This is a genomic window from Parasphingorhabdus sp. W113 (genome assembly GCF_055693205.1).
The window spans coordinates 912,333-936,655 of record NZ_CM146328.1; the positions used below are offsets into that span (position 1 = coordinate 912,333).

The window sequence follows — 24,323 nt, forward strand, 5'->3', positions numbered from 1 at the left end:
TGCCAAAACTATCGCCTTGGATTTGCGCCCGGGCACCAGCGGCGTCGGCCATGACAGGAAAGAAACCAGACCATGGCTGATCCAGACCGTAAATTGCCGATGGCGGCGGATCTCTTCGGAGAGCTGCAACTGTCCGAGCAGGATCAGAAACGCAGCCTTTGGTCGGTCATTCCCGGCCTGGCGTTTGTCGGGGTCGCCGCACTGGCGGCCTTGTGGCTGAGCGAACATTACGGCCCGCCGGCCATTCTCATGGGGCTGCTCATTGGTCTGGCGCTGAACTTCGTGAATTCCGACAAGCGTCTGTCCGCAGGACTGGATTTTGCCTCCCAAACGCTGCTCCGCCTCGGGATCGTGCTGATCGGGCTGCGGATCAGCTTTACCGAAATAGCGGAACTCGGTGTCGCTCCGTTTCTGGCGCTGATCGGGATCATGACAGCGGTCATCATGGTCGGGATTGGCGCCGCAAAACTGCTCAAACAGGATGTCCTGTTTGGGTTGCTGGCCGGCGGAGCCACCGCCATTTGCGGGGCGTCAGCCGCGCTGGCTTTGTGGGGCCTGATCGGCAGCCGCCGGCTCGACCAGTCCCAGTTCACCATCGTGCTGCTGGGCATTACTTTGGCCAGTGCCTTTGCCATGTCCTTTTATCCGCCGATGGCGGCCTTTCTGGGCCTCAGCGACACCCAGGCCGGGTTTCTGATCGGCGCGTCGATTCATGACGTTGCCCAGGCGATTGCGGGCGGCTTCTCCTATTCCGAAGAAGCCGGAAAAGTGGCCACGGTGGTCAAATTGTCGCGGGTGACCTTGCTCGCACCGGTGTTGATCATTGTCGCGGTGATTTTGCACAAGACCCATCAGCCCGCCGTTGACGGCATGGGTCAGAAGCTGACGTTCCGGCAGGCGATCCCGTGGTTTGTCGTGGGATTCATAATTCTAGTGGCCGTCAACACCTTCGTGACCCTGCCGGCCCGGATAGTTTCAACCGGATCGCAGGCAGCGCAGATATTCCTGCTATTTGCGGTTGTTGCCGCGGCGCTCAAGTCCAATCTCAACGGCATCCTGGCGCACGGCTGGCGGTGCTTCGGTCCGATTGTTGCGACCACGATCGCGGCCTTTCTGCTCTCGCTGATGATCGCGCTGGTGACTCTGGCAGACTAAAGGTGATCAGACCCGCACGAGATTATGCTCGGTCTCGTCGCGATGCTTTTTCAGATAGCGCATGAACGGCGTCCCGCCGGTGCCGACATCGGTGTCATTGCCATCGGCGCGCCCTTGCTGCTTGTTGATATAGCTGGCCGCATATTCGAGATGGCGGGTGCGAAAATCAGCGACCGCCTGAACATTGGCATTATAGGCATCCGCCAAACCGGCCTGCGCCTTGGCCTCGACATAGGATCGCAAACCGCTCGCGGCGCGGACATCCTCGATGAATCGCCGGTGCCCCGGGGGGCGGTAAATATGTAGCTGATCGAGAAATTCCCGCAGCGGATCGGCCGCATGGCCGATGCCCAGCAGGGAATCCATCGACGGCACGATCGACGATTGCGACCCGGTTTGTCCACGAAAAGCCTGACCTTTTGTGCCAAAGCGCTCGACGCCTTCGTAGATGATGCCGTGGGGCAGCGCGGGATTGTCTTTCCAGCCATGAATATAGGGCCGCACCCGTTCGAAATAGACATAGGGATCGCACCGCTCCGGCATGCGGTCGAATATTGCGTTGATGCCGGCCCAACGCTTGGCCGTCTGTTCCAGAAGCGTCTCGACCAGGGCGGCATCATCCTGTTCGACGGCTTCGATGATCGGGCCCATCGCCGCCAACACTTCACCGGCATGCGCTTCGATGGCGACATGGATGAGCACAAACCAGGCCTCGTCCTGGCCGGACAGAAAATTCTGGATCATATAGATATTGTCGAGGTCGATCGGCGCATCGGCGTCAATCTTCGCCCAGTTGTCGAGGACATAGCCGCTATAGGGCAGCAGCGGTTGCTGGCCTAGATGGTCAGCAAGCTCGACAATTGGCTGTGCCAAGCATCGCGGCAGGACTTCCGGCGCGTCCGGTTCGCCCCAGACATAAGCCTGGACCATGAAGGAATAGTGCACCATCGCCATCCGCATCTCGGCATCGGACAAAGTGTCAATGTCACGGGCGATATCCAGCAGCGGGAGATTCCGGGAAAGGAAATTGCGGACCTGTCCGGACGGCAGGATCTGCGGCAGCCGCATCGCAACGTCGCGGGCCTCTGCGAGCTTGCCGGTCAAACGCACGGCATCCGCATCATGGCGGCAAAGAAAGCCGCGCGTGGCCGACATGTCATAGTCCTCAAGAAGCAGTTTCTGCATTTTTCGATTCCTCAGATGGATTTATATTCTGCGGGATAATATGCGAAAATGGGGAGAATATCCTTGCTTTGTCCGAATATTTGGGTCGATATACGCAATATATGACGGATTTTGATCAATTAGACGGAAATATATTGTCCGCACTCGAATCGGATGGTCGGATGTCCAATGTCGATCTGGCGCGCAAGGTGGGGCTCTCGCCCTCGGCCTGTCTGCGCCGGGTGCAGGAGCTCGAACGCAAGGGCATCATCGCCGGCTATCGCGCGGTGCTCGATCGTTCGCAACTGGGACTGAGCGCGACAATTTTCGTGATGGTTGGTCTGTCCGGTCACTTGAGGAAAGACGCGCAAGCCTTTGAAAATGCGATGGCACTCGCCCCGGAAGTGCTGGAATGCCATAATATCACCGGCGCGGTCGAATATCTTCTGCGCGTCGAGGTGGCAGATCTGAAAGCCTATAAGAAATTCCATGCCGACACGCTGGGAACATTGTCACAAGTGAACAGCATAACCTCTTATATCTCATTGGGATCCCCCAAGGATCTCCGCGCTTGACGACTACGTCTGACGGAATCCGACTACCCCTTTCTTATCAATAGTAGATGTTGATGCCATGTGTGGCATGATGCAGACAGGATCACCGACAGGCCGCGGACCACCGCTGACTGACAGAGGATAGGACGAGATATGGACGCAGATTATGATCTGATTATACGCGGCGGGACGATTGCCGACGGCAGCGGCGGTGACCTGATCCAGGGCGATGTTGCGATCTCCGGTAACAAGATAGCCGCGGTTGGCCGAGTTGACGGCACAGCCCGGGAAGAAATTGACGCCAAGGGCCGCATTGTCACCCCCGGATTTGTCGACGTTCATACCCATTATGACGGCCAATGTATCTGGGGCGAAGAACTCAGCCCATCCTCGTCGCACGGCGTGACCACCGCGGTGATGGGCAATTGCGGAGTCGGGTTTGCGCCGTGCCGCCAGGATGATCATGACGTCCTGATCAATGTGATGGAAGGCGTTGAAGATATTCCCGGTGTCGTGATGGCCGACGGATTGCCGTGGGACTGGGAGACGTTTCCCGAATATCTCGAGACCGTGGCGCGCGGCAAGCGTGACATTGATGTCGCTGCTTATCTCCCCCATTCGCCCTTGCGGGTTTATGCTATGGGCGAGCGCGGTGCGTCGCGGGAGCCGGCGACGGCGGACGATCTTGCCAAGATGCGCAAATTGTCGCGCGAAGCGATGGAAGCCGGGGCGCTGGGATTTGCGACATCGCGGCTGTCGATCCACAAGACCGCCGATGGCGGGAGCATCCCGACCTTTGAAGCGGATATTGCCGAACTGGAAGCGATTTGCGGTGGCATGGCGGATGCCGGGACCGGGACGTTTCAGATCGTGCTGGATGCTTTTGTCGGATGGGACAAGGAATATGAAGTCATCGAACGGGTGACTCGTTCCTCCGGGCGGCCCGCGACCTTTACGCTGGCGTCGGGAAATGACGGTCCGCCGCGCTGGCGCAAAGTGCTCGACATGATTGACAGGACCAATGCCGAAGGCGGCAAGGCGACCGCCCAGATCATGCCGCGACCGATTGGACTGATCGCCGGTCTCGAACTGACTGTCCACCCCTTTGTTTTATGCCCGAGCTGGGCGAAAATCGCGGATCTGTCGATCGCTGAACAGGTCGTGGCGATGCGTGATCCGGAATTGCGAGCGGCCTTGCTCGGCGAGGAATTTGAGCCGGGTCACCCGTTCAATGCGCTGGCGCGCGACTGGAACTGGCTGTTCCCGCTCGATGATCCACCGGATTATGCACCCGCCCGCGAGATGAGCATGGCCGGGCAAGCGGCCGCAAAAGGCTGCACGCCCCAGGAAATTGCCTTTGACCGGCTGCTCGAAACGGATGGCAAGGGCCTGTTCCTGGCAGCGCTCGGCAATTATGAAGATGCCAGTCTTGCCAGCGCCCACGAAATGCTCAGCCATCCGCATTGCATCCCGGGACTGGGCGATGGCGGGGCGCATTATGGTGCGATTTGCGATGCCAGCTACTCGACCTATTTGCTGAAGCAATTTGTCCAGGATCCGAAAGAATTTCGCTTCGGACTTTCACAAGCGGTGCACATGCTGTCGAAAAAAGCGGCGGATGCGGTCGGGCTGCAGGACCGGGGTGTGTTGAAACCCGGCGCCAAGGCCGATCTGAACGTGATCAATCTCGACGCGCTGGAATTGCATTTGCCGGAAGTGGTGCGCGATCTGCCGGCTGGCGGCCAGCGCCTGCATCAGCGCGCCACCGGCTATGATGCAACGATTGTGTCGGGGGAGATCATCCGCCGTTTCGATCAGTCGACCGGTGCGCGGCCGGGCCAGTTGGTGCGGGGAGCAGCCTGATTTGACCGACAAGGCGCCGATATGGCTGGAAGTCGCCCTGAACGGAGCAGCGGGCAAACAGCATCAACCCGGCATTCCGATCACCCCCGAACAGATTGTTGCAGAGGCGGTCGCTTGCGCGGAGGCCGGTGCGGCGATCATTCACCTTCATGCCTATGATGACCAGGGACGGCCGACCGAGGATGCCGACATCTATGCGCGCATCATTGCCGGGATCAAGGCGCGATGCGACGCGATTGTCTATCCGACCCTGGCGCTGGACGGCGATATCGAGACGCGATTGGCGCCATTGGCAGCGCTGGCGGAAAGCGGCTTGCTCGAATGGACGGTGGTTGATCCTGGCAGCGTCAACATCACCCATCGGTCCCGGGTGGCCCGGGGCAAAGGCGGTCTGGTTTACCGGAACCCTGACGATCATATCAAACAGGCGCTGGAATTTGCCGTGGCGCACGACTGCCGGCCGGCTTTTGCCATTTACGAGCCCGGTTTCGCGCGCTTGGGCGCGGCCTGGGCCGCCAATTATCCCGACATGAAAACCCCGATCTACCGGATGATGCTGTCGGACAATCTGCTTTTTGGTCTGGCGCCCAGCGAAGCGGCGGTGGAATTTTACGCCCGGCATTTTGCCGAGACTACCCCGGACGCGCCGTGGATGTTGTCGGGACTCGATGCCGATGTCGAAGGGATAATCGATTGCGCTCTGGCCAAGGGTGGACATCTCAGGGTCGGTCTCGAAGATGCGCCGTTGGGTTGCGATCAATCCAATCTCGTGCTGGTCGAAGCCGCGCTGGCAAAAATTGCCCGGTCCGGGCGCGACCTGGCAACGCCAGCGCAGATCCGGGCGGCTGGCTGAGGCGCACCAGTTGCCAATCCGGCTGAAGGATGCGAAAGCCTGCCCATTGCCGCGGCGCTGTTACGGGCGCATCAGCGGAACACCGAGCCATTTCAGCAGAGAAATTCTGACATGACAGAAGAAAAGACCGTCACCTATGCCAGCTACCTGACGCTGGACACGATATTATCCGCGCAAAACCCGCAATCCGATCTGGATGACGAGATGCTGTTTATCATCATCCATCAAACCAAGGAATTGTGGCTGAAACAGATCATCCAGGAATTGCACAGTGCCAAGCAACAAATTGCCCGGGATGCGCTGGTGCCTGCCTATAAGGGCCTTGCGCGGGTGAGCCGGATACAGGCAGTCATGACCCTGAGCTGGGATGTTCTTTCAACCATGACACCGAGCGACTATACCCGGTTCCGCCATGTTCTGGGGCCCAGTTCCGGCTTCCAGTCCGATCAGTTTCGAACGGTCGAATATCTGCTGGGCCTCAAGGACAAGGCCTTCCTAAAATATCAGGAGGATCGGCCGGAGGCCCAAGCGGCCATGCTGGCGGCTTTGAACGGGTCGAGTATCTGGGATGACGCGATTGCCGCCGCCGGGCGGGCAGGGCTTGCGATCCCGGATGATCTGCTCGCGCGCGACTACAGCCAGACCCACCAACCTTCACAGGCGGTCGAAGACGCGTTTCTGGCAGTCTATCGGGACCCGGAACGTTATTGGGAACTCTATCAGCTCGCCGAAAAGCTGGTTGATCTTGATGATGCGATGGCCACCTGGCGTCACAAGCATGTGCTAACGGTCGAGCGCATCATCGGGGGCAAGATGGGCACCGGCGGCACGGCCGGGGTTTCCTACCTGCAATCGACAGTCACGAAACGCGCCTTTCCCGAACTATGGTCGCTTCGAACACAATTGTGATCGCAGCGCGGAGCCCGGATGCAGTCTTTCCAGATTGGCCGAACCAGCGGCCCAATGGCATGCCGGAAGGCCGGTGGACTTAATTTAATCTCGCCAGGACCGTTTTTAGAAAACTGGATTTGGTGAAGATTGAATAGGCAAGTTTCATTTGGGGCAGATTAAGCATCATATTGCGTTATCCTGGCGCATTTTTGGGACGCCGCAGCGTTGGCGGGTGATCCCATGAAACATTCCAGGATCACCGCTGCATCCCAGCAGCCCGAATGCCTGACGTCTATTGATGTTCAGAATGGCGTTTCCGCCAGTTCGAAAACCAGCCGCGACCTCACCATCGAAGAGCTTCGCATTCTCGGTGTCGCGCTTGATCTGGCGGAGTCACCTGTCACCCTCTATGGCCGGAACAACACGGTCATTTACGCCAATGCATCAGCGCGGTCCTATTGGCCGGTCACCTTTGCCGCGATCGACAAGGGCATTTCGATGGAAGAGGCAACCCGGATGCAGATCCGGACCTTTGCGCCGGAAATTTCGGAAGCCGAGATGGACAGCAATATCGAGGAGATATTTGAAGGGTTCCACAGCAAGGAACCGACATTGATCCATGCCAGCCAGAATCGTCTGTGCCGAACCACCCATCACCCGATCGGAACCATTGCGATTGCCGGCATGGGTATTGATATCACGGAACTGCACAAGAAACGGAAGCAGCTCGGTGCTGCCCGGGCTTCGGCCGAATTCCGCGCTGCGCATGACTCGTTGACATCCTTGCCCAATCGTTCCCGCTTCCGCCGGATTCTCGAAGAGAAGATCGCGGACGAGCAATGCGAGTCGTTCTGGTTGTTGATGTGCGATATCGACAAGTTCAAACTGGTCAACGATGTCTATGGACATGATGTCGGCGACGCGGTGTTGGTCGAGTTTGCGAAGTTTATGACCGAAATGATGGGAGAGGATATCATTATCTCTCGCCTTGGCGGCGATGAATTTGCGATTCTGGTCTGCGGCAAGGATTGCGAGGAAATTCCGGCGGCGGACTTGCAGAAACTTGTTGACCAGAAACCGTTCATGATTGCGGTGGGCAATCAGAATCTCAAAATCGATTTCAGCGTTGGCGCTGCGCTCTATCCGGAAGATTCCGCCTCTTATACGGATTTGTTAAAATGCGCAGACCTGGCGCTGCTCCGGTCCAAGAACAACAGTCTCTCCCGGATCGATATTTATGATCATGCGCTTGGCGCCGAATATCTCAGTGACCTGAATTTGTTTTCGGAGATTGAAACAGCGCTCGCTGAAAATCAGATTATACCGTATTTTCAACCGATTATCGATGTTAACGGCGAAGGTGTCCAAAGCCTTGAGGCCTTGGCAAGATGGCAGCACCCCAAACGCGGTCTATTGACCCCGATTGATTTTCAGAAAACCTTTGACGATCGCGGTCTTAGTCTCGAACTCAGCAAATATATGCTACGATCCGTGACCGGCATGATGGTCGACTGGATGCGGGCGGGTGTTGCAATGTGCTCGGTGAACATCAATGTCGAAGCCAGTGATCTGCTCAATCCGTCCTTCATGACCGAACTGATGACCTGTTCGACCAAAGATGGCTTGTTGCCAGAGCAACTGGGCATCGAAATTACCGAAAACTCGATATTGAACGTCGATAATGAGGCGCTGTTGGACAGTCTTGAGGCGATCCGGAACCTTGGTATCAAGGTTTATCTGGATGATTTTGGAACCGGTTTTTCTTCGATCACGCACCTTGATCATTTGCCGATTACCGGATTGAAACTGGACAAGTCCTATGTCCAGAAAGTGTTTGAAAACAAGCGAAGCCAGAAAATTGTCGGCGCGATTCTCAACCTGGCCAAGGAGTTGAAACTCAACACTGTGGCTGAAGGCATTGAGAACGAACAGGCGCTGGAAGCGATGCGCCAATTGGGCTGCACCACTTTGCAGGGCTATTATTTCTCCTATCCGCTGTCTCCGGCTGCTGCGCTGCGCTTTCTGGAGCAACCGCAAATAGGGCCGGTCGCGGCCGCCGGCTAGGCGGGGTTTGATATATATATATCGCCCGGCGCTTCAATCCCGGCTTGCTATAATGTTAGAATCCTTTTCGGACGGTCAGTCCGAATGTCCGGGGCTGGCCAACGCGAAAGGCCGTGCGGGCCCGGCCGCCGCGTTCGCGGTCAAACGATAGCAAGGCGTTCTCGTCAAACAGATTTTTGACATAGATTGTAATGTCCAGTTGATTGTCAAACTTTACGCCGGCGCTCAAGTTAACCAGTTCATAGGCGGGCAGTTTCAAGTCGATAACCGTCGCCTCATTACCCGTCGCGCCGCCAAATGGCAGGCCGGAAACGAACGACCGCGGATTATCAACCTGATCGCTGGGCTGAGTGAACCGGCTGCCGACATGTTGTGCTGACGCGTTGATAAAGGCTTCGCCAGACCCGATCGGCCAGCTGTAAGTGGCGTCGCCGGCAATCTGAAATTTCGGAACTGACGGTAGGCGATTGCCTTCCGCGACGCCGCCGAGAATATTGCCGCTGCCGTCAACCACCGTCGAGTCAAACTCGGCTTCGAGTATCGAACCCGAAATCCCGATATCGAGGCCAGCCAATATTTCCGCGCTCAGCTCCCATTCCAGTCCCAATGTATGGGCTTCTGGGACATTGAAGGTGATCCGCGAGGAACAGGAACCGGCATCCAATGTGACCTGCAGGTCACTGATATCCGTATAGAAAGCAGCCGCATTAAAGGTGATGCCGCCGCGCTGGGCCTTGACGCCCAATTCGTAATTCCACAGCGATTCATCGCCATAGTCCTGAAAGGACCCGAAAATCGCGGCATCCTGCGGCGAGCAGAGCGGGATATTGAGCGGATCGTTGACACCGCCAAGCCGGAACCCTTGGGCTGCCTGCGCATTGATCGAGATGTCGTCGGCAATTTCATAAGCGATCAGCAACCGCGGGGTGAAACCGTTGGACGACGTCACATCGACCACACCGGAATCGCCATTGGCAAACAGCCCGCCGGTTGAAATAGTCCGAGTCTCTTCAAAGTCATAATAGCGCCCGCCAGCGGTTACGGTGAGCCGATCGGTCAGATCAAAACTGGCTTCGGCAAAGGCGGCAAATTGCTCGATGTCATAGCCCAGATCGGAGTTGAACGGAGAGTCTGGCCGGGAAGCCATTGGCCACCGCCGCCGCGGTTCCTGCACCCAATGTGGCATCGGTAAAGGCGTCATAGCCCGGTGTCGGAAGGCGTTGCTGATATTGCCGTTCGACCGAGGAATAGAAGCCCCCAACAACCCATTGGAATCGGCTGTCATTATTCGATGCAAACCGAATTTCCTGCGAATATTGGGTGAGATCCGTGGTGTCGCGCAAATTGGACGGGAGCAGAACCGCTTCATCGGGAAAGCCCAAATCGATTGACACTGATCCGCTGAGCGCGCTGGCGTCGCGGCTGACCAGGATATCGCGATCCGTATAGCTGGTGACAGCGGTAAAGTTGACGGGTCCGAGATCGGCATTGATCGTCAGGTCGGTGATCAGCGTCTGGTCTTCAAACGCCTCGTTGAGCAACAGATATTGTTCCCGTTCGCCGAGCTGGATCGGCGGCCTTGTCGTGGTGAACGGATTGGCAAAAACGTTGAAGACTTCCTGGCGATTAAAGCCATCCGCCTTGATCTCCTGATAGACCAGACGCGGGGTCAGGGTCAGGCCTTCCACCGGCTCCAAAGCCAAGGACAGACGCCCGCCATAGCGTTCGCCCGAATTAATGTCCTCCTGGACCGTACCGCCTTCGCCCAGGGCATCGATAAAGCCTCCAAATTGGGTATAATAGCCGACCGCCCGAATAGCGGCCTTGTCCTCGATCAGCGGCACATTGACCGCGCCCTTCACGCTATAGCCGAGGTCATCGCCGTCGACCAATTGCAGATCGCCTTCCACGACCCCCTCAAGTTCATTGAGATTCGGCTGATTGGTGATGTAGCGAATTGTCCCGCCGATCGAACCCGACCCGAACAATGTCCCTTGCGGGCCGCGCAATGTCTCGACCCGATTGAGATCAAACAGATCAAGATCGGGCGTGAACAGCGACAAGGATATGACCGACTCGTCGAGATAAACCCCCACCTGTTCCTTCACTCCTGGCTGATCCCGGACAATCTGGCCGGCCGACACGCCGCGAATGGCAACCTGGCTTTGACCCGGACCCAGATTCTGGATGCTTAGACCAGCAACGTTGCGCGAGACATCCTCCAGGGTGACCGCGCCACTTTTTTGAATATCTTCCTGCGTCTGCGCGTTGATCGAAAACGGAATATCCTGAAGATTGGCATCGCGCTTGGTCGCGGTGACGATGATGACATTGCTGTCATCCTCCTCGGCCGCCTCCTGGGCACGGGCGGAAGGCGTTGCCAAGGCAGCGGCCAGAACTGTGAGGCTGGAATAATATAAGGGTTTCACAAAGCTTCTCCCACGGAAAATCCGTCTAATCGAAGTGTGCCCCACTATGTTTTTCTTGTTTTGCGCGTTCCATGATAGCAAATCGATCTGACGCACCAATAGTTATTTATCTTGTTGATATTTATAAGTAATGTTGGCCAACTGGCGATCTGTTGTGACGGATTTACAACAAGTTTCGAGTGGCAATAACCATTATTCCCTTAGAATTGCGTAGGTTGCATCGATCAGCGATTGACCGCGGTCGTTGAGCAACAGGCCCGCGCCCATTTTGTTCATCGTATAGCTAAACGCCAGTCCGTATTCCGGATCGGCGAAACCGATCGATCCGCCGGCGCCGACATGGCCAAAAGCGCGCTCGCCGATCACGGCGGACATCTGATCACCGCAAGGATAGGCGCGATTGTCCATCGCCTTCATGAAGCCCGAAGCAAAGCGGGTCGGAGCCAGCAGCGTCGCATCAATCTGGGTGGCGGTCGATACCTTGCCCATTTCCGTTAGCCGTTCGGGGGAGACGATTTGCCGCGAACCCTTGCTGCCATCCTTGGCCAGGGGTTCATACATCGCCACCTGGCCGCGGGCATTGGCAATGCCGCCCGCGCCGCCGATTTCCGCCTTATGGGCGGCCGCATCATTGGGGCTCCAGCCGCCATTATTCAGGAAGGACAAGGCCTGAATGGACTGCGGATCGGTCAGCAGGGCCTTGGTAAACGGACTTAGTGCCATCGTCGGTTCGGGAATGAACGGGATGATCGGCGCAATCGGCTGATCAAAGTCGTCCGGGATCCCGATCCAGAAATCTGCACCGAGCGGATCGGCGACTTCGTCCTGGAAAAAAGTGCCGAGCGATTTGCCGGAGACGCGGCGCACCAGTTCGCCCACTGTCCACCCGAAATTGACCATATGATAGCCATTGCGGGTGCCCGGTTCCCAGAAGGCCTGTTCCTCTTCCATCCGGCTGATCATATAATCCCAGTCGAGAAAGCCACCCGGCCGGACCGGCTCGCGCAAGGCGGGCACAGCGCTTTCATGATTGAGCATCATCTGGACGGTCGTATTTTCTTTACCATTTTGCGCAAATTCAGGCCAGTAATCGGACACGGGTGCATGCAGTTTCAGCAATCCCCGATCGATCAGGATATGGGCGCATAGCGCCGTGGCGGCCTTGGTGCAGGAAAACACAATCGAAACCGTATCCTGTTCCCAGGGCATATCGGTCGCGGGATCGGCCATACCGCCCCACAGATCGACCACGGTTTCGCCGTGAACGCTAACGCAGACCGAAGCACCGACTTCGCCCCGCTCAGCAAAATTGCGCCGGAATTCCTGTTCGACTTTTGCGAATTTTGGGTCGACTGCGCCGCCGATACGTTCTGTCATGATGTCCCCTTTGTACCTTGGGCACATTGGACGGCGGCAGATGCAAGCGCAATCAGATTATCTTTGTGATTGCTGGTGTTTGCCCCAGATCAGACCGCGATCATCCGGCAAAGGGCTCATCGCCCAGAGCGAGATGGAGGTTGATGCGGTTTTCAATCTGCGCGCGCCGGGTCTCGATCGCCCGCGTTTCCGATGCAATGGCCGTCGTCTGGGCATTGATCAGATCAAAGATCGTCGAGCGGCCATTGATATACCGGCTGCGAGTCAGGCCGACGGCGGCCCGGGCCTCTTCCGCGGCGGTCGCTGTCGCAGCGACTTGGCGGGCGAGCGTGACTTCGGCATCGACGCGGTCTTCAACTTCCTGAAAGGCCACCAAAGTGGCCTGGGCATAGTCAAACAGGGCGGTTCGGGCCTGTTCCCCTTGCCGGTCGGCTTCCGCCAGCAAGGCGCCGCCGCGAAACAGCGGCTGCAACAGGCCGCCGGTAATCGCTTCGATATAGGTGCCCGGATCAAACAGATCGCCAAAACTGCCGGAACGCGAAGTGGCATCAAAGCGCACGGTCAATCGCGGCAACAGCGCATGGCGCGCTTCGGTTGCCCGCAGACCAGCGGCATCGACGCGCGCTTCAGCGGCGATCAGGTCGGGGCGGCCGGACAGCATAGCAACCGGCGCGGTCAGGCTCGGCAAGGGTTGCAGGGCCACCAGATCGTCTGCACCCGATACAGCGCCGCTCGGGTACCGCCCAATGAGCACTTCAAGCGCGCGAGCGGCATTACGAGACGAGCGTATCGCGCTTTCGAGCCGGTCCTCGCTGTTGGACACCGCGACTTGTGCGAGCCGGACATCCAGGCGGGAGGCCAGACCAGCCCGGAAGCGCGCATCGGTGATCCGCAAGGTATCCTTGCGTCGTTCCAGATCACTGGTTGCCAGGTCGAGCGATATTTGCGCGGCGCTGCGGTCATACCAGGCCTGGGCCACCGCGGCCGCCAGCGCCTGGCGGGCGGCGGCGAAATCGGCAGCGGCCGCGCGGGCCTCGGCATTGCCCGCCCGGGCCAGCGACAGATTGCGGCCCCAAATGTCCACTTCCCAGCTCGCCTCGAGGGCGCCATCATAAACCGTTGTGGAATTTTCCGAATCTGTCGCAGAACCGGAAATATCGACGCGTGGAAACAAGTCGGCGCGGGACACCCGCATCGCCGCTCTCGCGGCGCGCAATTGTGCAAGAACAGCCTGCAGGTTGCGGTTATTGGCAAAGGCTTCCTGTATGGCCTGATCCAGATTCTGATCCCCGAAATGGGCAACCCAGCCATCGGCTTGCGCATCGCTGAGCGAGCTGGCTGTATCTGTCGTTGTCAGGCTGGGGCGAGCGGCCCAGTTATCAGGGGCAAGCGGGATAGTGTTGCGGTCCAGCTCGGGACCACCGGCGATGGTGCAGGCCGACAGAAGCGTCAGACAGAGCGCCGAAATCAGCGATGATTTCATGACTTTCATCCTGCCTTTTTCTCGGCGTCTGCTTTGGAATCGCCTTTCCAGGTGACGGCCTGGCCATCGCGCAACCGTTCACCGCCGCGGACCACGATCATGTCGCCCGCCGCGACCTGACCGGATATCGCCACGCGATCACCGGCGGGCTCGCCGACCTGGACATCAATGCGTTTGGCGGTTTTGTCTTTCGGATTGACGACATAGACGAATATCCCGCTGTCCCGCAGGACCAGCGCATCACGGGGGGCGGTCAGGACGTTTCGTTCCACTCCAGTCGGCACGGTGATCGATATGGCGCTGCCCATTTTGAGATTATGCGCGCCCATTGGAGCCCGCACTTCCAGCGTGCGGCTCACTTCATCACCGGCCTCGATCACGGTCCGCACGCGCGAGGTTCGCTGTTCGCCATCGGCGACTATGGTCACTTCCTGGCCAGTCGACAAAGACCCGGCAACCGCAATCGGAACCCGGACCCGCGCCTCCGAGCCTTCGCGGCCGATGACCCGGGCAATTTCCCGTCCGGGCGTGGCATATTCACCGACTTCGATCCGGCGCTCGACCAGCTGGCCGGCAAAGGGCGCCCGGATCCGGGTGCGGGCGAGATCAAACTGTGCGGTTTCGAGCGCCACTTGCGCGGCGGCGAGGCGCGCGCGCGTCTGGTCCCGGGCTGAATTGGCTTCGTCCAGCGATGCTTCGGATTCGGCTTCCTCCTGGAGCAGCTGCTCCAACCGGCCGACCAGACGGTTCTGATAGGTGAGATCGGATTGCAGCCGCGCCACTTCCGCGCGGGCCTGATCGCGCGCCAGTCGGGCGGTGCGATCGTCGATGACGGCAATCACCGTCCCGCGATTGACTCGCGCGCCGATATCCAGCGTGGTTTGGATGCGACCGGCAACCTCTGCCGCCACGACGGAATCGCGATTGGCTACAATGTCGCCGGGTGCGGTGAAATTGGGCGTGATCGCCGACCGTTCCACTTTGGCCAGCGTGACAATGGCCGGCGGCGGGCCGCCCTGACCGGGTCCGCCTTGCTGCCCTTCCGCAGCATTGGATCCGAACACAAGGAAATAGATTGCAATGGCGAGCAATAGCGCGCCGCCGCCAATCACCCAGCGGGCATTGTTTCGGATCATTTCGGGAAGAACAATATTCATTCAGCAGGCTCCGGTAAGGCACCACCATCAAAATCGGGCTTTGGCCGGGATGGCTGCGGTTTTGGGGATGAAGGTTCACCATCATCCGGTGTTGTCAGTTGTGGTTTTTTCGCAGAGCCGAGCTGGATCAGCGCGGGCAACAGGACGAGCGTGAAGATGGTTGAAACCAGCACGCCGCCGACAATGATCACCGCGAGACCGCGATAAATCGCGCTGCCCGGGCCTGGGACAAGCGCGAGCGGCAGCATGCCCATCACCGAGGTCCCGGTGGTCATCAGGATCGGACGCAAGCGCAAACGCAATGCGGTCCGCGCCGCTTCGGTTCTGCTCATGCCCCCCGCTTCGCTTTCGCGCGCCTGGGCCATCAACAGGATCGCGTTGTTGACGACAATCCCAAGCAGAATAACGAAACCGATCATGCCCAACAGATCGAGCGGCGTCGGCTTGAACAGATTGAGTATCTGGATCGCGATCACACCGCCCACCGTTGCAAGGGGCAGGGCGATGATCACCAGCGCGGCATCTCTGGCGGAGCGGAACACCGAAGCCATGATGACGAACAACAAGGCCGCGGCGAGAATGAAATTGGTGCTGAGCGATTTGATCGCCTTGATCAGCGCATCGGCATCGCCGCCGTAACGCAATGTGCCTCCGGTCTGCAGCGCATCGCGGATCGCCGGTTCGGCTTCGGCCTGAATGGTCTCCAGCGCTTCGCCCAGGGCCACACCCGGTGGTGCGCTGATATTCAGGGTCACCGTCTTGCGGCCGTCGACATGAGCAATCTGGGTCGGTCCGACACCGCGCAGCAGCGTGGCCACTTCACCCAGCGGAACGGTTCCGGCATTGGGCGTGACCAGCGGGGCGCTTTCAATCGCTTCCGGATCGGCCGCTTCCGATCCGCGCAGGATGACCCGCATGCGTTCGCCGTCCGAGACATATTCCCCGAGATAAAGACCGTCGCCAAACGCCCGGACCGCCCGGCCGACCTGGTCGCGGGTCATGCCGAGTTCGGCGATGCGCCGGTCATTGGGCGTCAGGCGAAGTTCCGGGACAACCACATTGGGATCGGGATTGGGGCGCACCATGCCGCCGGGCAGGGCGGCCTGAATGCTGTCAGTGGCCACCAGTGCGGCTTCGCGCAATGCCTCGTCATCCTCGGATTGCAGATAAAGCTCGATCGAGCCGTTGCCGCCAAAATTGCCGAACAGGCTGCCTTGTTGAGCAAAGGCCTGCACGTCGGGGAAGCCCGCCAATATTTCGCTGTTCACAATGCCGGTCATCTCGTCGATGCGCGACTGGTCCTTGATCCGGATCCCGGTATTAATGCCCCAGGGATTGACGAACAGATAATAGTTGAGCAGCTCCGGTTGTTTCTCGCCCTTGAGATAGGGATCGAGCCGTTCGACCACTTCTTCGGCAATCTCGCTGCGCGCAGATTCCAGCGTCGCGCCCGATGGCAAGCCAACCCAGGCATCGACCGCATCGCGTTTCACATCCGGGAGATAATCCGTCTGGGGCCAGAGGAAATAGGAGATGACGAGCGGCGCGATGATCAGCGACGGGATCCAGATCTTGCGCTTCTTGTCGCTGTCGATCAGCCGGAATATGCGATCGGCATAGCCATCCCACCGGCTTTCGCTGTCTTCCATGTCGAGCTGCCCGTAATGCCGAGCGGCGGCGGGCAGCACGGTGACCGCGACGATCAGACTGGCGACAACCGAAATCGCGATGGTCAGGGCGAGATCAGCGAATAGCTGGCCTTCGACATCCTCGATGAACATGATCGGGATGAAGATGGCGACGGTGGTGGCGGTAGACGCAAACAGCGCTGGCCAGACCTGCGTGACCGCTTCGATGGCCGCTTCGCCCGGTGTCCGGCCATGATTGCGCAACCGGACGAAGTTTTCCATCACCACAATCGCTGCGTCGAGCACCATGCCGGTGGCAAAGGCGAGGCCGGCGAGGGAGATCACATTGATCGTGCGCCCGGTCATGCCGATCACCGCCAGTGTCGCCAGCAAACAGACCGGCACGGTTGCCGCGATGATCAGGGTGGCCCGCCACCGGCGTACGAACAGCCACACCAAACCGATTGCCAATAAGGTGCCGAGCAGCAGATTGCCGCTGAGGAAAGACAAGGCGCGCTTGATGAAGACCGAGGGATCGAAACTCTTTTCGATCCGCGCGCCAACGCTTTTCAATTCATTCTCGTTAAAGCTTTCGACCTCCGCCAGCACGCCATTAATCGCATCCAGCGTATTGCTTCCGGGTTGACGGATGACCTGCATGCCGATTGCCGGATTGCCGTTCTGATAAGTCACCCCGAAAGCCTTGTCCGGGCCGACATTGATATCGGCGACATCGCGCATGCGAATAACCGTTGAGCCGCGCTGCGCGACCGTCAGATCACCAATTTGGTCAGCGGAAAAATTGCCTTCGAAGCGCAGCGCATAGCCGCGGCGACCGACATCGACAGTGCCGCCACCAATGTCCTGAAAGCGGCCGACAGCCGCAGCAAGTTCTTCGATCGTGAGATTGAGCTGGGCGATCCGCAAGGGGTCAAACTGGATGCGCAGGATCCGTTCGCCCGTCGGCGCCTGAATGTCGACGCCCTGGACGCCTTCAACCGATTCGATCTTGGGCGTGATCGTATCGCGCGCAAACCGGGCCAGCGCCTCGCTGTCCATATTGCTGTCGGGCAGCGCCTGCAGAAACAGGTAGATCAGCGATTCCCCCTGCTGCCCATTGGCGCCGCCGACCGAGGGCCGGTCGGCATCCAGCGGCCAGTTGCGCACCCGCTGGACCCGACTGGAGACCTCGGCAAAAGCCTTGTCCATATTCGTGCCCAGCGCAAATTCCAGATTCAGCCAGACGCCGCCATTATTGGACCAGGACTGGACGTTGGTCAGCCCGGGCAAGCCGCGCAGTTCTTCCTCGATCGGAATGGTGATTTCGGATTCGATTTCCTTGGGACTGGCTGCCCGCCAGCCGGCCTGCACGGTCAGGCTCGGGCGTTCGATATCCGGGAACAGCTGGATCGGCGTCCCGAACGCAGAGACCACGCCGATAAGCGCAATCAGCGCCAGCGCCGCAGCTATGGCGGCGGGATATTTCAAGGCGATATTGGTGAGGCTCATTTGGTATCACCAACCAAGCAGCGTGAATCAGACTTTAGCTTGCGCATATGGACACCCTCCCGTCCCCAACTTCCCAAAAGTTGTGTCGAGCCTTTCCGCTATCGTATCAAAAGTAACTTTCTGAGCCGATTTCGACCAAGATGGGGATGCGTTCGATTAACAGCATTGCCCGGGAAGGATGGATGAGATTGCGGATTGGCCGCTGTGACACTCGTCCGATTGCCACAGTTTTACTGTAAAAAGAGCGGTTTTCCGAGCGATTTTTATCGCTGACCCGATATGTCGGCATGGGTGGCAGGTTTTGGCCAAGCGGGATCAGACCACGCCGTGGCTCTCTCGCCGGGGATCGCCTTGTTCTGATCGGCAGACCTGACGAGCGGTTCCGGGCGCGGCAACTGAGCGTCAGAATTTATATTTGGCCGAGACCTGCACCTTTTGAAGATTGCCCGACGCGCCATTTTCAAGCGCCCGTTCGGCATACATATATTCGATCCCGAGATCCAACGGCGCGACCGGGGAATAGATGACATTGCCGAGCAGGTTCCAGCTTTCGTCGGTGACCGCTCCGGTGGTCAACAGGACCGGATTGTCGGCTTTGAAATAGGATCCCGACACCGTCGAGCGCAACTTGTCAGTCCAGAAATGGCGGTAGGCGGCAAAGCCCGAATAGGTTGCGATTGGCGTGATCGATCCATCCGCGCGCAATGCGGCATCATTGACGATGTTGAGCCCGATATACCGGCCGAGACCTTCCCCGGCGGTCGCCATGAAGCGCAAGTCATCCTTGACGCCCAGTTTGACCTTGCCGGAAACACTGAGACCATAGCCGATCGCACTGTCCGAAATGAGCCCGAAGTCATCCGGCTTGACGCGCAGGAAGCGCCCGATGCCGGCCACGGTCAGATGGCCGAAATCGCCCTTGTGATTATAGCGCAACACGACATCCGGCAATCCGTCGTCACCGGTCAGCACCCGGCCGCCAGCGGCATTGGTCACTGTGGTTTCAGGCTGCTCGACCGCAAGCTGCAATCCGCCGGCGGAATAGCGGATCATCGGCTGCCGGTTAAACACCGTGCCGGGTGTCGGGCCGATAAAGTCCAGCGCCTCCGGCAGCGCGCCAACATCCTGGAAAGTGGACCAAGCCTGGCCGAACAACCAATTGTCATAGGTGATGAACGCCTGCCGGAGCCGGGGGACATAGCTGTTGGATATGCGTTCGTCACCGCCGCCGGTGACCATGAAATCCAGTTCAATATGGGAAGCCAGCTTGTGGCCTTCGCCGACATCGGTCTCGGTCTTCAGGACAAAGCGGCTTTGGCGGGCGCTGAAATCCGTATCAAAGCCCGAGCTGGTGCCGCCGACCGGTATCGCACCGGGGATCAGGAAATCCCGCACGATGCTGCCGGTGCCCACTTGCCCGCCGCTGGTGCGCTGGCTGATCGCATCAATCTTGACATAGCCGCCATAGGTCACCCGGGTGTTGCCGACATGAAACCCTTTTTTGGGATCCGGCCGCGCCGCGACCTTGTCTTCGACCTGGCTGGTCCGCTCGGCGAGCGCCCGTGTTTCCTGCACGGCTTCCTGAGTCTGACGCGCAATGGCGCGATCGTTCTGCGAAACGGTTTGTTCGTTCTTGTCCATCCGCTCGATCAGCGTGCCGACCAGCGCTTCGAGGCGGTCGAGCCGATCATCGATCGCATCTTGCTGGGTTTCGGACGCGTCCTTGTCCTGGGCCATGGCAGGCGTCGCAATCACAGCGGTCAGCGCGGTGGTCGACAATAGAGTGGCTGACAATAGAAAGGTGCGGATGCGGCGCGATGGCTGCTGGTCTGCTTTTAGCGTGTTGCCCATGGGATTTCCTCTCGAACGAACGGGATGGAAACCATGTCAGCCGCAGCCTGCCGGATAAATTAGCCAATGGTCTATACGACCAATGTCGCATACAAATGGCCGCTATGCTAAGATTATAACGCGCTGACAAACGGGGGCCCGTTGGAGACGTTTATGATGCAGGATGCGGACAGAAAACCGCCCGCAGCGCTCGTTTTTTGCGTCCCCGGCATGATAGCGGCTGTTGCGCATATCCCGGACAACCTGCTTACAACGGGCCGGACCGCGACCGGAGCGGAAGGATGACCGGCTAACATGGTCACAACCCGCATCATTATCGCCGATGATCATCCGCTGTTTCGCGCCGCCTTGTGTCAGGCGGTGCTCAAGCTCTGGCCCGCTGCGGAGATTGCGGAGGCGGAAACCGTGGCCGAGGCGCATGGCGCGCTTTCGGCTGGTCCTGCCGAGCTGCTCATTCTCGATTTGCATATGGCAGATAGTGACGGCCTGTCAGGCTTGCTCGACTTTCGCCACGAGTTTCCAGCGGTTCCGGTGGTGGTTGTGTCGGCCAGTGAAGATGGCCATGTGGTGCGCGCGTGCCAGAGCCTCGGCGCGTCCGGCTTCATTCCGAAATCCGCCAATCTTGATGTGATGCGCGAAGCGCTGGTCGCAGTGCGGGATGGCGAGATCTGGTTTGACGACAGCGCCATGGCGGAACCGCATCCCGACAATGCCATTTATGACAAATTGGCCAGCCTGACGCCGGCCCAGCGCCGCATCCTCAAACTTGTCAGCCAGGGGCTGCTGAACAAGCAGATTGCCTATCAAATGGACATCGCGGAGGCGACGGTGAAGGCCCATGTGACCGCCGTCTTCCGGAAACTGGGCGTCGCCAATCGCACCCAGGCCGTGCTGGTCGCCGAAAAACTGAAGATCGAGCAGACGCCGACGACATTGGGATGACCGGTCAGCTGTTCTTGAGCAGTTGATTGATCAGCGCGCGCAAGGCCGCTGGCGCAACCGGTTTCAGCAACCGCTCAGCCCCAAGTGCCTCGGCAGCCTTGCGCGTGTGCTCGGAATTTTCCGCGGTGATCAAGATGGCCGGGACGCAAACCGCCCACTGGTCGCTCAGATCGGCATAAAGTTGATCGCCGGTCCGGCCCTTGTCGAGTTGATAGTCCAAAATCACAATATCGGGCGGATCGGTGGCATAGCTGCGCAGCGGTTCGCGCCCCGACGCCTTGGACACCACGCAGCCCCAGCGTTCCAGCAACGCCGCCAACGCATCGAGCGCCTGCTGGTCGTTGTCGATACACAACAGTTTCTTTCCCTTTAGCGCGCTGGTGATCGGCAGCGTATCGTTTGCCGATTGCAGGCATTGCGTGAGGGGCAGCGGCACAGCTGGCTTCACAATGACGGAAAACAGACTGCCCTGGTCAAGCTCCGATTCAACCGTAATTTCGGTGCCCAGCAATTCGGCGATCCGTTTCGAGAAGGACAGACCAAGCCCAACGCCATTTTGTTTGGCGCCGCAATGGACCTGGTGGAATTCTTCGAAAATCAGCTGTTGGTCCGACCGGGCGATGCCAATGCCGGTATCCTGCACGCCGATTGCAATCCCGGCGTCGATCGCCGCGACCGTCATGCGCACATGGCCCCGGGGCGTGTAGCGAATGGCATTGGATATCAGGTTTTGCAGGACAGACAGCAGCAGATTGCGGTCGGTCTCAACCCATATCTCGGTCTCCGGAAAATCCAGTCGCAGGCCTTTCTGCTCGGCCTGGCGGTTGAATTCCGACCACAGGTCCTGGATCAGCGGGGCCAATGGAAATCGGGAAATATTCGGTTTGACGCCCCCGCCGTCCAGTTTCGAGATATCCAGCAAGGTCCGGAGCAGGCGGTCGGCCATTTCGATTGACCGGTCAATATCCTTGGTCAGGCGTTTGGCATTGGGCAACGCGTCGCCGATTTCCTCATCAAGCGCCGAAGTAAACAGCCGGGCCGCGTTGAGCGGTTGCACGAGATCATGACTGGCGGCCGCCAGAAAACGGGTTTTCGACTGGGTTGCCTTTTCCAGCGCCGCATTCACACTGGTGAGCTGTTCTGTTCGTTGCACCACTTTCGCTTCCAGCGCCTGTTCGGTCCGGCGATCTTCGGTGATGTCGGTATAGCTCGTCACATAGCCGCCGGTTGGGGTGGGATTGCCGAGAATTCTCAGAATCTTGCCATTGACCTGTTCCCGCTCGAGGCCATGTTTTCGTCCGGCGCGCATATGATCAAGACGCCTTTCGACAGCCGCCTGGCTGCGGGCCGGGTCGAGACCGTTGCGCACCATATTATACCCGATCAGATCCGCAATCGGTCGTCCGATCGTGACCAGTTCGGGAGGCAGATCGAACATTTCGACATAGCGCCGGTTCCAGGCCACCAGCTTCATGTCACTGTCCACCACCGCGACTCCCTGGTCGATATTCTCGATCGCGGTTTGCAGCAACTCACCGCTAAATTGCAGGCGTTGCGAAGTTTCATCAAACATCGCAACGACATGTTCGAGCGGAACCGGATCGCCTTCCATCGTCGATATGATCAGCGCGCGCGCCGAGGCTGCTCCGAGCACACCGGACAATTGCCGTTCGGTCATTTCGATGAGCGCGGAGTCGGCGGGATCAAAGTCAAAAAACGAACGACCGGTTTCGGTTTTTAACCGTTGCATCGCGACATGGCTGCGTTCTTCCCCGACAAACTGGCGCAGCAGCAAGCGAAAATCTGCGACGCGCATCGAGGCATTGCCCAGTTCGGGTGCGGCACTGCCATATTCCATAGTCACGAAGGCCGCCGCCTGGGCCTTGTCGATAATGGTCGGGTTGGCGTTGAGAGAGAACAGGAAATAGGCGAGAATATTTCCGCCCAGACTGATTATGGTGCCGGATACAAGCGTGTCGCTGGCAATCGTAAAGAGCGGATCGGTTTCCAGATAGGCCGGGATGATCAACAGCAGCAGCCAGGCAAAAAACCCGACGCACAGTCCGGCGATCATCCCGGACCGATTGCCCTGTTTCCAGAACAGACCGCCGATCAGGCCGGGAGCGAATTGCGAGACCGCTGCGAAGGAGATCGTGCCGAGACCGGCCAGGGTCGAGGCGCTGTCGATGGTCCGGTAATAGAGAAAGGCGAGGATCAGCAGGCCGATAATGGTCATCCGCCGGATCAGCAGCAGCGATGGTCCGAGAATGATCGGCGTCGCCCCCCGCTCGAATTGTTGGCGATAGAATAACGGCACGATAAGATCATTGGTGATCATGCCCGACAAGGCGATGGTCGTTACGATGACCATTCCGGTTGCGGCAGAAAAACCGCCAATAAAGGCCAGGATTGCGAGCCAGTCCGATCCCGCGGACAGGGGCAGGGCGAGCATGATCATGTCGGGATTGACCGAACCATTAGGCAGCGCGCTGACTCCGGCCAGGGTAATCGGAACCACTGCCAGTGATGTGAGGACCAGATAGGCTGGAAACAGATAGCGCATGGGCGCATTGGCTTTCGGACTGACCGCCTCGACAATGGTCATGTGAAATTGACGCGGCAAACACAAAGCGGCGCAGGCCGACAGGATGGTCAGCACCAGAAACCGCAAATCAAATTGCGCCATGGTAAAGATATCCGAAATCGGGACGATCGGGATTTCGGGCCGCGCGGCGGGATCCGACAGCAGGATGATGGCGAATAGCGCAACCGCGAGCAAGGCGATCAGTTTGACAAAAGCTTCCATTGCGATCGACAGAACCAGACCGCGATTATGCTGGGACAGATCAATTTGCCGGGTCCCGAACAGCAGCGCGAAAAGCGCCATGAACAGTGTGACGCCCAGAACCACATCATCGGTTGTTACCGATGCCCGGATATTGGGGGCCATCGCGAACAGGGTCTGACCGACGGATTTCAATTGCAGGGCGACATAGGGCAGCAGGCCGACTGTAGCGATGACCGTCACCAGGGCAGCGACCACACCGCTTTTCCCGTAGCGCGTGGATAGAAAGTCGGCAATTGACGTGGAATGATGGGCTTTGCCCAGCCGCAACGTGCGTGCGACGATCGTATAGCCGACCGTGAACAGCAATATCGGGCCGAGATAGATGGGCAGGAAATGCCAGCCATCGGAAACCGCCGTTCCGACTGCGCCGTAAAAGGTCCAGCTGGTGCAATAGACCGCCAGCGACAGCCCGTAGATCCAGGACATCGCTTTGGGTGTTGTGCGGACTCGCCCTTTGTCGCCGTTGATCGCCAGCAGAAACAAACCGATGGAATAGAGCACCGCCACAGCCAGCGTGATACCCAATATCATGGTGCAACCTCTCCCGTTCACAAT

16 protein-coding genes are annotated in these 24,323 nt (G+C 58.8%); 7 read left to right on the top strand and 9 right to left on the bottom strand.

Annotated elements, in window-relative coordinates:
* Positions 1-72: 72 nt before the first annotated feature.
* On the top strand, positions 73-1,155 hold the full coding sequence (locus ACZ1GS_RS04360) for a YeiH family protein (RefSeq protein ID WP_472697266.1): 1,083 nt from the start codon (positions 73-75) through the stop codon (positions 1,153-1,155).
* 6 nt (positions 1,156-1,161) lie between these two features.
* On the opposite strand, the gene ACZ1GS_RS04365 is transcribed toward ACZ1GS_RS04360, so the two are convergent.
* On the bottom strand, positions 1,162-2,340 hold the full coding sequence (locus tag ACZ1GS_RS04365; protein WP_472697267.1) for a PrnB family protein: 1,179 nt from the start codon (positions 2,338-2,340) through the stop codon (positions 1,162-1,164).
* A gap of 134 nt (positions 2,341-2,474) precedes the next feature.
* Here ACZ1GS_RS04365 and ACZ1GS_RS04370 point away from each other — a divergent pair, with 134 nt between their 5' ends.
* The 5 genes from ACZ1GS_RS04370 (at position 2,475) to ACZ1GS_RS04390 (ending at position 8,544) form a co-directional block, all read left to right on the top strand.
* On the top strand, positions 2,475-2,894 hold the full coding sequence (locus ACZ1GS_RS04370; RefSeq protein WP_472697268.1) for an Lrp/AsnC family transcriptional regulator: 420 nt from the start codon (positions 2,475-2,477) through the stop codon (positions 2,892-2,894).
* 132 nt (positions 2,895-3,026) lie between these two features.
* Positions 3,027-4,736, top strand: coding sequence for an N-acyl-D-amino-acid deacylase family protein (locus tag ACZ1GS_RS04375; RefSeq protein ID WP_472697269.1), 1,710 nt, complete (start codon positions 3,027-3,029; stop codon positions 4,734-4,736).
* A 1-nt stretch (position 4,737) separates the two neighbouring features.
* On the top strand, positions 4,738-5,589 hold the full coding sequence (locus ACZ1GS_RS04380) for a 3-keto-5-aminohexanoate cleavage protein (RefSeq protein WP_472697270.1): 852 nt from the start codon (positions 4,738-4,740) through the stop codon (positions 5,587-5,589).
* 111 nt (positions 5,590-5,700) lie between these two features.
* The gene (locus ACZ1GS_RS04385; RefSeq protein WP_472697271.1) at positions 5,701-6,498 is read left to right on the top strand and encodes a tryptophan 2,3-dioxygenase; all 798 of its coding nucleotides are present in this window, start codon (positions 5,701-5,703) and stop codon (positions 6,496-6,498) included.
* Positions 6,499-6,720: 222 nt separating this feature from the next.
* Positions 6,721-8,544, top strand: a complete 1,824-nt coding sequence (locus ACZ1GS_RS04390; RefSeq protein ID WP_472697272.1) for a putative bifunctional diguanylate cyclase/phosphodiesterase — start codon at positions 6,721-6,723, stop codon at positions 8,542-8,544.
* Between the two features lie 55 nt (positions 8,545-8,599).
* On the opposite strand, the gene ACZ1GS_RS04395 is transcribed toward ACZ1GS_RS04390, so the two are convergent.
* The 7 genes from ACZ1GS_RS04395 to ACZ1GS_RS04425 form a co-directional block, all read right to left on the bottom strand.
* Entirely contained in the window at positions 8,600-9,691 is a 1,092-nt protein-coding gene (locus tag ACZ1GS_RS04395; protein ID WP_472697273.1) for a TonB-dependent receptor domain-containing protein, read from the bottom strand.
* On the bottom strand, positions 9,645-10,973 hold the full coding sequence (locus tag ACZ1GS_RS04400; RefSeq protein ID WP_472697274.1) for a TonB-dependent receptor plug domain-containing protein: 1,329 nt from the start codon (positions 10,971-10,973) through the stop codon (positions 9,645-9,647). The genes ACZ1GS_RS04395 and ACZ1GS_RS04400 overlap by 47 nt, the downstream gene beginning before the upstream one ends.
* Positions 10,974-11,165: 192 nt before the next feature.
* Entirely contained in the window at positions 11,166-12,350 is a 1,185-nt protein-coding gene (locus tag ACZ1GS_RS04405) for a serine hydrolase domain-containing protein (protein ID WP_472697275.1), read from the bottom strand.
* A 100-nt stretch (positions 12,351-12,450) separates the two neighbouring features.
* Positions 12,451-13,833, bottom strand: coding sequence for an efflux transporter outer membrane subunit (locus ACZ1GS_RS04410; RefSeq protein WP_472697276.1), 1,383 nt, complete (start codon positions 13,831-13,833; stop codon positions 12,451-12,453).
* Positions 13,834-13,838: 5 nt separating this feature from the next.
* Positions 13,839-14,990, bottom strand: coding sequence for an efflux RND transporter periplasmic adaptor subunit (locus ACZ1GS_RS04415; RefSeq protein WP_472697277.1), 1,152 nt, complete (start codon positions 14,988-14,990; stop codon positions 13,839-13,841).
* Positions 14,987-18,127, bottom strand: coding sequence for an efflux RND transporter permease subunit (locus ACZ1GS_RS04420; protein ID WP_472697278.1), 3,141 nt, complete (start codon positions 18,125-18,127; stop codon positions 14,987-14,989). Before ACZ1GS_RS04420 ends, ACZ1GS_RS04415 begins: the two co-directional genes overlap by 4 nt.
* 402 nt (positions 18,128-18,529) lie before the next feature.
* The gene (locus ACZ1GS_RS04425; protein WP_472697279.1) at positions 18,530-19,978 is read right to left on the bottom strand and encodes a DcaP family trimeric outer membrane transporter; all 1,449 of its coding nucleotides are present in this window, start codon (positions 19,976-19,978) and stop codon (positions 18,530-18,532) included.
* A gap of 294 nt (positions 19,979-20,272) precedes the next feature.
* On the opposite strand from ACZ1GS_RS04425, the gene ACZ1GS_RS04430 reads away from it, so the two are divergent.
* Positions 20,273-20,920 (top strand): response regulator transcription factor, encoded by a 648-nt coding sequence (locus ACZ1GS_RS04430; protein ID WP_472697280.1) that lies wholly within the window; start codon positions 20,273-20,275, stop codon positions 20,918-20,920.
* Between the two features lie 4 nt (positions 20,921-20,924).
* Here the strand turns inward: ACZ1GS_RS04430 and ACZ1GS_RS04435 are convergent, their stop codons facing one another.
* A complete protein-coding gene (locus ACZ1GS_RS04435) occupies positions 20,925-24,299 on the bottom strand; it encodes a hybrid sensor histidine kinase/response regulator (protein WP_472697281.1) in 3,375 nt (1,124 codons plus the stop codon).
* Positions 24,300-24,323 lie beyond the last annotated feature (24 nt).

Bases quoted from the DNA above. Each gene is read 5' to 3' on its own strand.
- ACZ1GS_RS04435 (WP_472697281.1), bottom strand. From the start codon at position 24,299: ATGATATTGGGTATCACGCTGGCTGTGGCGGTGCTCTATTCCATCGGT.
- ACZ1GS_RS04385 (WP_472697271.1), top strand. From the start codon at position 5,701: ATGACAGAAGAAAAGACCGTCACCTATGCCAGCTACCTGACGCTGGAC.
- ACZ1GS_RS04395 (WP_472697273.1), bottom strand. From the start codon at position 9,691: ATGGCTTCCCGGCCAGACTCTCCGTTCAACTCCGATCTGGGCTATGAC.
- ACZ1GS_RS04360 (WP_472697266.1), top strand. From the start codon at position 73: ATGGCTGATCCAGACCGTAAATTGCCGATGGCGGCGGATCTCTTCGGA.
- ACZ1GS_RS04375 (WP_472697269.1), top strand. From the start codon at position 3,027: ATGGACGCAGATTATGATCTGATTATACGCGGCGGGACGATTGCCGAC.
- ACZ1GS_RS04425 (WP_472697279.1), bottom strand. From the start codon at position 19,978: ATGGGCAACACGCTAAAAGCAGACCAGCAGCCATCGCGCCGCATCCGC.
- ACZ1GS_RS04410 (WP_472697276.1), bottom strand. From the start codon at position 13,833: ATGAAATCATCGCTGATTTCGGCGCTCTGTCTGACGCTTCTGTCGGCC.
- ACZ1GS_RS04390 (WP_472697272.1), top strand. From the start codon at position 6,721: ATGAAACATTCCAGGATCACCGCTGCATCCCAGCAGCCCGAATGCCTG.
- ACZ1GS_RS04415 (WP_472697277.1), bottom strand. From the start codon at position 14,990: ATGAATATTGTTCTTCCCGAAATGATCCGAAACAATGCCCGCTGGGTG.
- ACZ1GS_RS04405 (WP_472697275.1), bottom strand. From the start codon at position 12,350: ATGACAGAACGTATCGGCGGCGCAGTCGACCCAAAATTCGCAAAAGTC.
- ACZ1GS_RS04365 (WP_472697267.1), bottom strand. From the start codon at position 2,340: ATGCAGAAACTGCTTCTTGAGGACTATGACATGTCGGCCACGCGCGGC.
- ACZ1GS_RS04420 (WP_472697278.1), bottom strand. From the start codon at position 18,127: ATGAGCCTCACCAATATCGCCTTGAAATATCCCGCCGCCATAGCTGCG.
- ACZ1GS_RS04430 (WP_472697280.1), top strand. From the start codon at position 20,273: ATGGTCACAACCCGCATCATTATCGCCGATGATCATCCGCTGTTTCGC.